The following is a 12,402-nucleotide window of genomic DNA, read 5'->3' as shown; positions in this document are numbered from 1 at the left end:
TTTTTATCTATTTTTCTAGATAGTATTTATCTTACCGTTTTGGTATTAACCATATGGTAATACGAGGTTGATTTCTTTTATTACTTATTTAGATGTGTTCAGAGCTATAAATGATAGCTAATGCAAAAATCGCAGATCAGTGTTATCTCTCTCGCCAAATTGAAGGTCATTAAACGTTCTAATGCGATCGAGGAGTTTAAATCTGAAAAGATATTTTCTAAGCTCCCTTCATTACCAGAAGAAGTAATGGATGGGATACTAAACGATATAGCACAGAACTCAAAAGATAATGCAATAGACAGCAGGACGATATCGGATATAGTAGAGCGTAACCTGATAGAGCACTCCCTAGACCACCCAGAGCTAATAGAAGTAGCAAAACGTTATGTCCTAGCGAGGGTCTATAACCACGTTTACGGAAAGGGGAAGTGGAATAAGTTCGACGAGAAAGACTTACTCCTTACTTATAACGCACTAAAAGTCCTCGAGGCTAGATACTTACTCAAAGACCCCAACACACTCCGCTATATTGAAACACCGCAAATGATGTTCAGGAGAGTGGCCTCGTATCTTGCAGGAGTAGAGAGACAATACGGAAAGGGTGAAGAGGAGGTAAAAAGGATAGAGGAGGAGTTCTACAAGGTATTAAGCCAATTAAAGTTCCTACCCAACACACCGACCTTGATGAACAGCGGTACCAGGCTTGGGATACTTTCGGCTTGCTTCGTCATCCCTGTCAGGGACTCAATGGTCACCCCAAACGGTGAAGGGATATATGACGCATTGAGGGCTATGGCTGTAGTCCACCAACAAGGTGGGGGTACAGGCTTCGACTTCTCAGAACTGAGACCTAAAGGTGATGTAGTAGCGTCTACCGCTGGTGTAGCTTCTGGTCCTATTTCCTTCATGAGGATCTTTGACGTATCTACGGACGTAGTAAAGCAGGGTGGAAAGAGGAGGGGTGCAAACATGGGAGTAATGCACGTATGGCATTCAGACATTGAAGACTTCATTAAAGCTAAGACGGGACAGCTAAAAGACGTACAGCTACAGAACTTTAACATTTCCGTAGGTGTCTACGATTACTTTATGCAGGCGGTGGAACGCGGCGAGACAGTCCCCCTAATTAACCCTAGGAAGACCCGGATCAATGGTAAAGATTACGAGTACTATATAGTAAAAGCTAGGGGTTATATGGAAGAGGAGTGGATACAAGAGGAAATACTGAGGGAGTTGGAAGAAAGAGGAGGAAGTGTATACCTAGACGAGAGTGTAATAATAACGGTCGATGAAGCTTTAGCAATTGCAGAAAAGGAAGGTGCAATAACACGGTGGGTCAACGCCAGACAGTTATTTGATGAGATAGTGAAAGGTGCATGGGACAGCGGTGACCCGGGGCTACTCTTCATAGACGCAATAAACAGGAGACACCCGGTCTGGTACCTCGGTAAAATCCAGGCTACGAACCCATGCGGTGAAGAGCCTCTATTATCTTGGGAGAGCTGTAACCTCGGTTCAATTAACCTGGAGAAGTTTGTAGTTGAGAGGGAAGGCAGACCTACGATCGACTGGGAAGGTTTAGCTGAGACTATACGTTACGGCGTGAGGCTCCTAGACAATGTAATAGACGCGAACCGCTACCCGTTAAAACAGATAGAGGAAGCTACAAAGAAGACGAGGAAAGTCGGTCTCGGCGTTATGGGCTTAGCTAGGATGTTAATCAAGCTGGGGATCCCTTACGACAGTGTTGACGCCGTGTACTTGTCTTATCAGCTAGCTAAGTTCATCTACTACCACGCTTTAAAGGCGTCTATAGAGCTTGCAAAGGAGAAGGGCTCTTTCCCTGCATATGACTCAAGGCGGTATAAAGATGTGTGGGAGTCTGCAATGCCTTTTGATCACCTTATTTCTATAGTAGGGGTCGAGGGAAAGGTAAGCTCAGACGTTAAAAAGTTGACAGAAGTGGTAGATAGGCTAGACTTTGACCAGCTCAAAGCTGAACGGATTAAACACGGTATAAGGAATTCTACTGTAGTCTCTGTAGCACCGACTGGTACAATATCCATTATCGCTGGTACTTCTTCCTCAATTGAACCGCTATTTGCCCTAGCCTTTGTCAGGAATGTAGCAGTAGGTAAATTCATAGAAATTGACCCACTCTTCTTAGCGTATTTGAGGAAATATGAGCTTGATGACCCAGAAGTAGTTAAGAAAGTCGCTGAAACTGGTATGATAGGTGAGAACCCGTTCATGCCCAAGACAATGAGGAGGGTCTTCAGGACAGCACATGAAGTCTCCCCAGAATTCCACCTGTTACACCAAGCCTCTTGGCAACAGTGGAACGATTCCGGTACTTCAAAGACTATAAACTTGAGGAGTGAAGAACCCCCAGAGACAGTTGAGAGGGTTTACCTGTTGGCGTGGAAACTGGGGATAAAGGGCGTGACCGTATACAGGGACAAGTCGAAATCACAGCAAGTCATATACTTCGGCATAAAGAAGGAAAGAGAAGAAGTAGAAAAAAAGATGAAAGAAGAGAAGAAGATACAGTCACCCCTTCCTTCTTCGCTTAGGATATCACAGAGCAAATTCGTAGAAGTATCGGAGACTTATAGTGGAGGGTGCAAAACCTGTGAGTTATGAAATAGTAAAAGCATTAATATTTTTTAATCACGAAGATACAACTTATCCTTGAGAAAGTTTGCAACTTACGTTACCTTGTGAGTATTCAGTCAAAGAAATTTTGCCCGCTGTTAGGGCATTAATAGCTGAGAAATTAGTAGTTGAGAATAATGTTTCTATATATAGGACTGCTGAACTAATGGGTATAACGCCTGCAGCTGTAGAGAATTATATAAAGAAAAGGAGGGGTAATGCAATAAAGGACGTATTAAGAAACGATAAGAAGTTCATGGAATTAGTAGATAATTTTACTAAAGTAGTCCTAAATCAAGGTAAAAAGGCAGACTCCGTCTCTTCTTACTACTGTATGTTATGTGCAGAAGGAAAGAAGGTTTTGAGTAAACAAGGATATCAGATGTCCCATTGTATTGTAGAAACACTTTCCTCAGCCTATAATTTTTCTCTTGAGAAAACTTTCTAATAATTTTTTCACAGTAAGTCTAATATATATTATACCATTTTTTCTTATAGGTATTCTTACTCTATCGAACTCAGACTCTATTTTTTCCACCTCTATTCCTTGTCCATTAATTATATAAGCTGAAGAGATTCTTGCACTTAGCATAATGTGTGCCATCACAGGTTCGTCATTTAGATTCACTAACCCTAATGTGAGGTCATGGTCTTTATATTTTAGGAGAAAAGGTAAGACACCAGAGGGATATATTTTATACAGAGATAGTCTGAACGGTGGTTTACAGTTAAGTCGCATTACGGGAACCTTCAAGTTCCATACTAGCTCATAAGGCTTTGACTCTTTCCAATGGTTGCTTTTACTAATTATAATATCCGAATTCCCTTCAACTTTTACAAGGGTATTTTCTTTCGATAGAGTAATTTCCTGAGCGCTGGCGAAAGTTATCGTGCCTGATAATTCCAAGGAGTAGGAGTTTGATTTCCCATTGATGTGTTCACTAGAGTTCAACATAAAGGGGTTGAGATAGTAATATATCGGGTTGTAGAATTTAGTATCGAAGGAGAACGGCGGGGTTCTCTTTTCTAGTTCGTGCTCTTTAGTTCTTATACTGTCTACTGGTGTTATTTCACCGTTCTCCATAATTATTTTCTTATCATCAATCCAGTCTTTTCTTACCCAAGGTGATGGGTTGAAATAGCTTTCCCCTTCCTTACAGTTAATTAGGTCTTGGATCAACATTTCCAGATCGTGAGTATTAATCTTGAAGTCCCAACCCATCTGTATTTTTTTGATAGGTGTTCTAATATATACTATCTCATCGTCCTTTTTATTTTCGTTTATTGTAACTATAGATGTCTCGTCAGGTCCTATAATTTTAGCGTTCTCTTTCCAACTAATCCTTGAAGGGTTTAGATAGCTAATTAGTTGGGGTAACTGTTCTATCATCAGGTCTTGGTCTTCAAGTTCTACTGCAGGTATATTAGGTAAAGGGTATTCAGTGGCTACCTTTAACAAATCATCCGGTTTCATAAGCGGTCAAGCTCATCATTTAATCCGACAAATGCCTTTTCATCACAGCTCAGGATCGGGGGTAACTCTTCATTCTTTTTGAAATAATATCTGCTACTTTTTTACCTTCAGCTTTACCTCTGACTTTAGACATAACTTTACCCATTATTATATTAAATGCTTTATCTCCTTTCTCTTCAATTATTTTCTCGTTCTCATGGATAACTTGGTCTACTAATTTTTCTAGTTCTTCATCAGTAATCTTAGAGTACTTTTCTACTATCTTATTTATGTCTCCTTTACTTAGGGCGTAGTCAAGTAAGATTTCTGGTACTGAGTCCTTATTAATCTTGTCTTCATATAATAGTTTTACTATATATTCGAGAATTTCATCAGTAATTAAAGAAGTATCTGCTCCTTTTGATTTAACATATTTTAAGTTAACCTCTAATATTGAGGCTATTATGCTAGGTTGGACTTTAGGTGAATATTTGGATACTAGTTCTTCGAAGAGGTCTATTCTTGGACTGTTAAGTATAGCATTCGCCAGCTCTCTACTTAATCCATATTGAATAAGTTTCTTTAATTTCACTTCAGGATTTTCAGGCATAAATGACTTTGATAATTCCAAGATTTTAGAGTCTATTCTTCTAGGTGGTATATCCGTCTCTGGGTACATCCTTGCAGAACCAGGCTGTGGTCGCATAAATTTGGTCGTGCCGTCTTCGAGTGCTGTCCTAGTCTCTTTCGGGACGCCTTCAAGCGCATATATGATCCGATCTCTTATTGTGCTAAGAGCCAGCTCGAGCTTAGATTTATCTCCTACAACAAGTACAAATGCGTCGTCGTCTGATGTACCTAATGCCTTTTTGACTTCATCAACTTCATCCTGAGTTATTCCATAATTAGGTAATTCATCCGAATGGAATATACCTCCTAATCCGGCTAAAACCCTGACATAATCAGCTACTTCTGTTCCGAACCTCCTATTTTTCATAAGCTCCCATCCAAAAATTCCTTTAAATTTGGGTATCCTTACGCCATATACTAACGCTCCTTTTTCTAGTTCCTTTTTCACTAATCTGCTATTTGTAGACGTAAAAATTGAAGTTAGATCTGTAGGCTTAAAATTCTCTGCAATAAATTCTTTAGTTACACCTCTTTTTTGTGTTAATTCTTCTTTAATTTTTAGTAGTTCATACTGTCTTCTCGCTTCATTTCTAATTATCTCAGGTATTAACTCTAGTCTTTGAACCCCTTTAATTTCTGTCTTTACTCCTCCTCCAATAGATACATTTAGGTCTTGCCTTATAGTCCCTATACCTCTCTTAACTTTACCGGTCATCCTTAAAAGTTGCCCGATAGCAAAAGCTACTTTCTCCGCTTGTTCAGGTGTGTGGATATCGGGAGCTGTGGATATTTCTATTAGCGGGACTCCTAGTCTGTCTAAGTTATATAAAATTTCATCCTTGTTTTCACTAATTTTTCTCGAAGCATCTTCCTCTAGCGCAATTGTTTGGATACCTATTTTTTCCCCTTCTACCTCAATATAACCGCCTAAAGCGACAATTGCTGTTCTTTGAAAACCTGAGGTATTAGATCCGTCTATTACTATTTTTCTCATTACGTAAACTTCATCTACTAATGTGCTGTGGAGCGCCAACGAAATAGCTGTAACTATTCCTAATGCCTCATCGTTAATTAAGTGAGGCGGTTCCTCGTCACATTCTACTAAACAAGAGTTTTTAGGTAAATTATATATGTACTTTTTACCTTTCTGCCACTCAAACAATGCAGCTATATCTACCTCTCCTAATTCACTAAATGAAGGTCTTAAGTAACGTTCTAAAGACGCGTGAAAAGTTTCTCCTAAAGATGTGTCGCAATTGCAGAAGAGTTTATGGGATGTATTAAGTTGTTGATGAATCTCCAATCCTACTTTTAGTCCTAGTTTACTGTAATCTAATTCTGTCATGGTACCACCTTGGGTACATTTCAGGTATATGGATCGGATTAATTTCTCCTACAAAATTAGTGAGCATTAGCTCTTTAACCTTATCTAAATCTTTCTCATGGGCTAATACCCACATCAGTTTAACCAGAGCCGTTTCTGGTAACATGTCTTCTAGCGGTACGACACCGGCATCTTGTAACAGTCTACCCGTTGTATATACGTTCATATTAACTCTTCCAAAAAGGCACTGAGACGTCATCCCAACAAAAACCCCATCTTTTGTAGCCCTTCTAAATGCTTCGTAAAAGTCTGAAGATGTATGCCCCAATCCGGTTCCTTCTATTATAATTCCCTTAATCCCCTTACTTACCAGATAGTCAACTATATCTGGCGATAATCCGGGGTAGTATTTCAAAAGAAACACAGACGGTTCGAATTTTGGATCTACTTCGTTTGTTTCAGATTTCTTTAAGTAATCTTCTCTTAACATCTCTAGCTTTCTCTCCCTATAATATACTTTAGCTAAAGGTAGATCATTTATAGTCTGGAATGCGTCCCTCCTGCTCGTGTGCATTTTCCTGACCTTTACTCCCCTATGGACCAGTGTATACGTGTCAGAAGATTCTCCGTGCATATTTACTACAACTTCTGCGAAGGGCGCGTTCTTTGCAACTAATACGGCTGTGAAGAGGTTTATAGGTGCATCACTACTTGGCCTATCACTACTTCTTTGGGATCCTACTAGGACGACCGGTCCAGTTAAGCTCTTCAAGGAGAAAGCTAGGGCTGAGGCAGTATATGTCATGGTGTCTGTTCCATGAGCTATGACAATTCCTTTAGCTCCCTTATCTAGCCTTATTTTTACCTCATTGGCTATTTTTACCCAGTACTCAGGTTTCATGTTTTCGCTTAAGATAGAGAATAAAATCGTTGCGTTAATTTTGGCTATCTCGTTTATTTCAGGCATAAACTCTAGTATTTCCTCCGTAGTTAGTGCTGGTCTCACTGCCCCTGTGTCATATTCTATTTTGCTTACTATTGTTCCTCCAGTACTAATTATTGTAACTTCACTTTCTTTTTCTATCTCTTTCTTTTCTTCTTTTCTTCCTTCGTCTTTTTTCCTTCCTTTCTGAAGTACCCTAATTTCGTTTATACTATCCACGGTTATGCCAATGTTATATCCATTATCTAATTTGAGAACCAGTATATCATCTGTCGATGAGTAAGAGGGCATTATGATACCTCTTATTCTCAATCCGTTCTTTATAATTTCTATAGTATCTCCTTCTTGTAAATTATATCTTTTTAAAAAATCCAGTGCCTTACCTGCGTAAGTTTCAGACATAATTATAAGGAGAAAAAGTTAGGCTAAAAATATTATTACCTAGCTTTAACCTGCTGTGCCTTTACTACTCTTTTTTCATATTCAAGCCTATTCCTGACTCTAGGTACTTCCTTGTGTTTCTCCTTCTTAGGCATCTTGGGTGTTGCATTTCTAACCTTCCCGGCTTTTGTCAATGAACCGTGGGATGGCATATTTACAATATCGTAAAGGAAAAATTTAAACTTAAATGTTAAATAAAGAGTCTGATAATTGATGAAAATATACTTAGTAGAGCACGCGATAGGAGCCTTTGCATATGACGAGCAAGGTAAGCTAGTTGACTATGTGTTAAATTCAAAAGATTTAGGGAAAGTTGTTGAGGCTTTGATAGATAACGAAAAGGGAATGCCATTGCCTTCAGCTAAGGAACTCCTTAGTAAACTAAAGCCTGATGAGGTCGTTGTCGAAAATGAAGCCGAAATCCCAGAGCTCCAGAAGAACGGTGTAAAAGCTTCCCTGGAAATCCACAACATAGGTAGTAAGGCATTTAGGCAGTCTCTTCCTAAGATAGCATTAGAAACTAAGTTTACTTCTTCTGAGGAAGAATTATATTCGTTTCTTTATGAAGTTTCTTTTGAATACACTAGGCGTAAGTTAAGAGGCGCAGCAAGTAAGAGGGATCTTTTAGCTATCCAGGCTATACGTGCGATCGATGATATCGACAAAACGATCAACTTATTCTCTGAAAGGTTAAGGGAATGGTATAGTATTCACTTCCCAGAACTAGATAATTTGATAGAAGACCACGAGATGTATGCTAATATAGTTTCTAAGTTTGGTCATAGGGACGAGATCACTGAGGAAGGACTAAAGGAGCTAGGATTAAGTAAGGAGAAATCCCAGAGGCTACTTACTGCAGCTAAAAAGAGTATAGGAGCTGATGTAACTGATGTAGATATAAAGTCAGTAAGGATGCTGAGCGATACTATATTAGAACTTTATAGGATCAGGAGAGAACTAACTGACTATATAGAATCAGTGATGAGAGAAGTCGCACCTAATGTTACAACTCTAGTGGGTCCCACATTAGGCGCGAGGTTGTTAAGTTTAGCAGGTAGCCTAGAAGATTTAGCTAAAATGCCTGCAAGTACAATACAAGTTCTAGGTGCAGAAAAAGCGTTATTTAGAGCGTTAAGGAAAAAAGGAAGACCACCAAAACACGGCGTTATTTTCCAGTACCCAGAAATTCACACATCACCTAGGTGGCAGAGAGGAAAAATCGCTAGGGCTCTAGCTGCTAAATTAGCAATAGCTGCAAGAGTAGACGAGTTTAGTGGTAGGTTTATTGGAGATAGACTGAATGAGGAATTAAAGAAGAGGATAGAAGAGATAAAAACAAAATATGCTCAGCCTCCGCCTAAAAAAGTTCAAGAGGAGCAACCGAAACCAAAGCATAAAGGTAAAAAGGAAGAAAAAAGAAAAAGGAAAAACAAGTAAAGTGAGAAATTATGTCAGAGGTAGTAAAGGTAGAGAAAACAGAGTTTGAGAACATTTATGAATGTGTATACAATGACGGTACTACTAGGTTGTGCACTAAAAACTTAGCGCCCGGGCATAACGTTTACGGTGAAAAGTTAATCAAAATAAGTGGAATAGAATATAGAGAGTGGAATTCGTTTAGGAGCAAGCTTGCAGGAGCAATACAGAAAGGGCTTAAAAAGAACCCAATAGTCAGGAATTCAAAAGTATTATATCTAGGGGCAGCGTCTGGGACTACACCAAGTCATGTATCAGATATAGTTGAAATGCAAGGTAAAGTGTATGCAGTAGAGTTTTCTCCTAGAGTAGTGAGAGAGCTAATCTTAGTCGCTCAACATAGACCTAATCTATTTCCGATCCTAGCTGATGCTAGGTTTCCTCAATACTATAGGGCTTTGGTAGAGGATGTAGATGTACTATATGTTGATATTGCACAACCAGACGAGACAGATATTGCGATCCGTAATGCGGAGTTCTTCTTGAAAGACAATGCTTATTTGATGATGGCTATAAAGGCTAGGAGTATAGATGTAACAAAAGATCCAAAAGAAATATATAAAGCTGAAGTTAAAAAACTAGAGGAAAAAGGGTTTGATATACTAGAAGTTATACAGTTAGATCCTTATGATAAGGATCATGCTATGGTACTAGCTGAACTTAAGTGAAATTATGTTTGATAAAATTTTTGATATCGGGCTAAAAAGTGCTATTTCTTATTATCCTCAAGAGTTTGTAACCTTGAAAGAGGCATTGGACGGTAAAGACTATGTAACAGTAAACGGCGGCTTTAAACACGTTTTTAAGAAGGATGAACTTGATAAATTATCTAAAAACCTTCCTCTTTACTTATGGGATCTGGTCAAAATACCGTTTGTAATTGTTAAAACTTTAAACGTCGGTGAATATATTTTAAACGGCTCCGAGTGGGAAAATAAGGCAATATCAATTTTACTAAAGAAAGATATAAAAAGTTTCATGACAATAGGTGATGTAGAAAAGATTATAAAAGATTATAAGTCGCTTGTGTTTATTACATTAAGCCCTCTGGGTAACCTGACCGGTGGTGACGAAGACAATGGGTACTATTAATGAAATAGAAAAAGTGCTAGTGAGAGGATATTATGATTACTCTATAATCCAGTACCCAGAGAGAAATAAATCTATAGATATAATAGCAAGTAAGATTAATACAACCTTACGTCGTTCATTTATTCTAAAAGTAACTTCAACTAGGTACTCTAGTCATAATAAGTTAGCAAAAGACCTTAAAAAGATGGCCACCTTAAGTGGTGCCTTACCCATATTGATAGATGAACAAGTAGATGAAGAAGTGATAAACGATAGGGATAAGGTCTTAGTAATGAGTTCTTCTACGTTCGAGAAGGTAATAAATGGTGAAAAAATATTCTTATTAAAGACTCGTGGCGGAGTATTTGTTAAAATAGACTCTAAAGAGCTAAAGAAGAGGAGAGAGGAAAAAGGGATGAGTTTAGGTGAATTAGCAGAGAAGTTAGGTGTATCAAGGATATCTATTTATGACTATGAAAAAGAGGACTCATATGTCTCAATAGATGTGGCAGAAAAATTAGTGGATATATTTGGAGAACAAGTTTTAGGTGATATAATTAATGATTTTAAAGTCACAGAAGAAAAGGAGTACGAACCTATAGTAGGGAGAGAGAATAGTAAAGGGATTATTAATTTATTAATAAAAAAATTATCAGTTAATGGATATAAAATAGTAAAGTTTGATTTTACTACAGTAGATCTAGCCGCATCTAAAGATGATAAGAAAATGTTCTTCTGTGTAGAAACTGAGGATGTATCAACATCTTTAAAGAAATTTAATGAAGCAAATAAGCTAGTTTCTAAAGTAAATGGAGAACTCATAATTGTTGCCAAGACACCTAAGACCCTCAAAACTTATGAAAGAGAAAGCTTCGTAGTATATACGCTAGACGATATTGATAAGATCGACGATGAAATTAATTAAAATAAAAGAAGGAAAAGCCGAGATTCTAGTCCCAGACCCTAAAAGTTATGAAATAGATGGAAAATTTGACCCTAGTTGGGCCCCAGTATTTTATAATCCCAAGATGACACTAAATAGAGACCTAAGCGTAGTAGTATTAAGTGTACTAAAACCGAAAAAGATTGTTGACGCGTTATCTGCTTCGGGTATAAGGGGAATTAGATACTTTAAGGAGATAGAAGGGGTCGAAAAAGTTATATTTAATGATCTTGATAAAAACGCTGTAGAATTAATAAATAAAAATATAGAGTTAAATAAAGTTAAAGGCGAAGTATTTAACAAAGACGCAAATGCTTTGCTACACGAAATTAAGGCAGATTTTATAGACATAGATCCTTTTGGGAGCCCTGCACCATTTCTTTTATCTGCGTTCAATGCAGTCGTACGAGGAGGTTATGTTGCAATAACTTCTACTGACTTATCTGCCCTAGTTTGCTCTTCTAAATATTCAGCTAGGAGGAAATACGATATCTATTGCGAAAGATTAAGTTTCTCTAGGGAGTTAGGAGTAAGAGGATTAATAGGAAAAGCAATAAGGGAAGCGGCTATACTAGAAAAAGCTGCAATCCCTATTTTCTCCTTTTATTACGATTACTATTATAGAGTCTTTTTTAAAGTAGAAGGAGGAGCTAAGAGAGCTGATAATTTACTTTCTAAATTAGTTTATTACTATGAATGTCCTAACTGTGGATACAGAGAAAGATCTGAGTATTACGAACGTATTAAGTGTACTAAATGTGGGACTCTAATGAGAGTTTATGGCCCCGCATGGGGAGGAGAGTTATATAATACTGACCTTGTTTCTGACGTAAAGAATAAACTACAATCCAATTTTACGTATTTACCCGTATATAATCATGTGACTAGACTAGTTTCTACTGTTGAAAATGAAGCAATGTACACACAGCCATATTATAAACTTGATTTTCTATCTTCAAGGTTAAAAAAGAATGTACCGGCAAAAAACAAGGTTATAAGTTGCTTGTCCGATGCCTCAAATACACATTTTGATAATGTCGGAATTAAGACAAGTAAAAACGTTGAGGAAGTTATACAGTGTATAAAAATTAACTAGCCCCTTTTATATTCATTAAGATGAATTCGGATAAATAAGTGCATGAAGTTGGGGATATCACGCTCCCATTTCCACACTTAGTTAAGTTTTTACATGTAAAACAAGGTATTTCTGTTATACTATCAAGGTTTACTGTTATCAATGTAGGTTCTTCATTTATAAAATATTTAACTACAGTTTTACCGTTCTCTTTTACAGAATTTTTCCTGATAACCTTTTTATTCATTAATTTACGGATTGCAAGATTCGCAGTCCTGCTATCTAGACCTAATTCTTTAATGAGTTCCTTTAATGGGATTCCTCTCTCTCCGGCTTCCTTTATTTTTTGATAAATAAGGTCTTCGTATGATGAAGAGCTTGATTCCATTTT

At 37.7% G+C, this 12,402-nt stretch carries 12 protein-coding genes; 7 read left to right on the top strand and 5 right to left on the bottom strand.

Translation table 11 applies throughout. From position 1 onward, the window contains the following. The first annotated feature begins 120 nt into the window (after positions 1-120). A complete protein-coding gene (locus tag KN1_RS12180) occupies positions 121-2,643 on the top strand; it encodes an adenosylcobalamin-dependent ribonucleoside-diphosphate reductase (protein WP_221287916.1) in 2,523 nt (840 codons plus the stop codon). 58 nt (positions 2,644-2,701) lie between these two features. Continuing rightward, complete coding sequence (locus KN1_RS12175) at positions 2,702-3,103, top strand: transcriptional regulator (RefSeq protein WP_221287915.1); 402 nt, start codon at positions 2,702-2,704, stop codon at positions 3,101-3,103. Here the strand turns inward: KN1_RS12175 and KN1_RS12170 are convergent. From KN1_RS12170 to KN1_RS12155, 4 genes are read right to left on the bottom strand one after another with little or no spacing between them, the layout of a single operon-like run. After that, positions 3,068-4,129 (bottom strand): hypothetical protein, encoded by a 1,062-nt coding sequence (locus KN1_RS12170; RefSeq protein ID WP_221287914.1) that lies wholly within the window; start codon positions 4,127-4,129, stop codon positions 3,068-3,070. The two genes, KN1_RS12175 and KN1_RS12170, sit on opposite strands and share 36 nt — an antisense overlap. A 49-nt stretch (positions 4,130-4,178) precedes the next feature. Further along, a complete protein-coding gene (gene gatE / locus KN1_RS12165) occupies positions 4,179-6,083 on the bottom strand; it encodes a Glu-tRNA(Gln) amidotransferase subunit GatE (RefSeq protein WP_221287913.1) in 1,905 nt (634 codons plus the stop codon). After that, complete coding sequence (gene gatD, locus KN1_RS12160) at positions 6,061-7,407, bottom strand: Glu-tRNA(Gln) amidotransferase subunit GatD (protein ID WP_221287912.1); 1,347 nt, start codon at positions 7,405-7,407, stop codon at positions 6,061-6,063. The genes gatE and gatD overlap by 23 nt, the downstream gene beginning before the upstream one ends. Before the next feature lie 35 nt (positions 7,408-7,442). Continuing rightward, positions 7,443-7,598, bottom strand: a complete 156-nt coding sequence (locus tag KN1_RS12155) for a 30S ribosomal protein S30e (protein ID WP_221287911.1) — start codon at positions 7,596-7,598, stop codon at positions 7,443-7,445. A 61-nt stretch (positions 7,599-7,659) separates the two neighbouring features. Here KN1_RS12155 and KN1_RS12150 point away from each other — a divergent pair, with 61 nt between their 5' ends. The 5 genes from KN1_RS12150 to KN1_RS12130 are packed head-to-tail and all read left to right on the top strand — an operon-like array spanning position 7,660 to position 12,032. After that, on the top strand, positions 7,660-8,883 hold the full coding sequence (locus tag KN1_RS12150) for a C/D box methylation guide ribonucleoprotein complex aNOP56 subunit (RefSeq protein ID WP_221287910.1): 1,224 nt from the start codon (positions 7,660-7,662) through the stop codon (positions 8,881-8,883). An 11-nt stretch (positions 8,884-8,894) separates the two neighbouring features. Then, the gene (locus KN1_RS12145) at positions 8,895-9,590 is read left to right on the top strand and encodes a fibrillarin-like rRNA/tRNA 2'-O-methyltransferase (protein ID WP_221287909.1); all 696 of its coding nucleotides are present in this window, start codon (positions 8,895-8,897) and stop codon (positions 9,588-9,590) included. 4 nt (positions 9,591-9,594) lie between these two features. Continuing rightward, entirely contained in the window at positions 9,595-10,014 is a 420-nt protein-coding gene (locus tag KN1_RS12140) for a DUF61 family protein (RefSeq protein WP_221287908.1), read from the top strand. After that, positions 10,001-10,918: a helix-turn-helix domain-containing protein gene (locus tag KN1_RS12135; protein WP_221287907.1), complete on the top strand. Its 918-nt coding sequence runs from the start codon at positions 10,001-10,003 to the stop codon at positions 10,916-10,918. Before KN1_RS12140 ends, KN1_RS12135 begins: the two co-directional genes overlap by 14 nt. Then, complete coding sequence (locus KN1_RS12130) at positions 10,905-12,032, top strand: tRNA (guanine(26)-N(2))-dimethyltransferase (RefSeq protein ID WP_221287906.1); 1,128 nt, start codon at positions 10,905-10,907, stop codon at positions 12,030-12,032. The genes KN1_RS12135 and KN1_RS12130 overlap by 14 nt, the downstream gene beginning before the upstream one ends. On the opposite strand, the gene KN1_RS12125 is transcribed toward KN1_RS12130, so the two are convergent. Continuing rightward, complete coding sequence (locus KN1_RS12125) at positions 12,025-12,399, bottom strand: winged helix-turn-helix domain-containing protein (RefSeq protein ID WP_221287905.1); 375 nt, start codon at positions 12,397-12,399, stop codon at positions 12,025-12,027. The two genes, KN1_RS12130 and KN1_RS12125, sit on opposite strands and share 8 nt — an antisense overlap. Positions 12,400-12,402: the final 3 nt, after the last annotated feature.

The organism is Stygiolobus caldivivus, from assembly GCF_019704315.1.
Classification (GTDB): domain Archaea; phylum Thermoproteota; class Thermoprotei_A; order Sulfolobales; family Sulfolobaceae; genus Stygiolobus; species Stygiolobus caldivivus.
This window is presented reverse-complemented; position numbering and strand designations above follow the sequence as displayed.

Coding starts and splice junctions, on each gene's coding strand:
- KN1_RS12180 (WP_221287916.1), top strand. CDS start 121: ATGCAAAAATCGCAGATCAGTGTTATCTCTCTCGCCAAATTGAAGGTC.
- KN1_RS12130 (WP_221287906.1), top strand. CDS start 10,905: ATGAAATTAATTAAAATAAAAGAAGGAAAAGCCGAGATTCTAGTCCCA.
- KN1_RS12135 (WP_221287907.1), top strand. CDS start 10,001: ATGGGTACTATTAATGAAATAGAAAAAGTGCTAGTGAGAGGATATTAT.
- KN1_RS12140 (WP_221287908.1), top strand. CDS start 9,595: ATGTTTGATAAAATTTTTGATATCGGGCTAAAAAGTGCTATTTCTTAT.
- KN1_RS12145 (WP_221287909.1), top strand. CDS start 8,895: ATGTCAGAGGTAGTAAAGGTAGAGAAAACAGAGTTTGAGAACATTTAT.
- gatD (WP_221287912.1), bottom strand. CDS start 7,407: ATGTCTGAAACTTACGCAGGTAAGGCACTGGATTTTTTAAAAAGATAT.
- KN1_RS12170 (WP_221287914.1), bottom strand. CDS start 4,129: ATGAAACCGGATGATTTGTTAAAGGTAGCCACTGAATACCCTTTACCT.
- KN1_RS12155 (WP_221287911.1), bottom strand. CDS start 7,598: ATGCCATCCCACGGTTCATTGACAAAAGCCGGGAAGGTTAGAAATGCA.
- KN1_RS12125 (WP_221287905.1), bottom strand. CDS start 12,399: ATGGAATCAAGCTCTTCATCATACGAAGACCTTATTTATCAAAAAATA.
- KN1_RS12150 (WP_221287910.1), top strand. CDS start 7,660: ATGAAAATATACTTAGTAGAGCACGCGATAGGAGCCTTTGCATATGAC.
- gatE (WP_221287913.1), bottom strand. CDS start 6,083: ATGACAGAATTAGATTACAGTAAACTAGGACTAAAAGTAGGATTGGAG.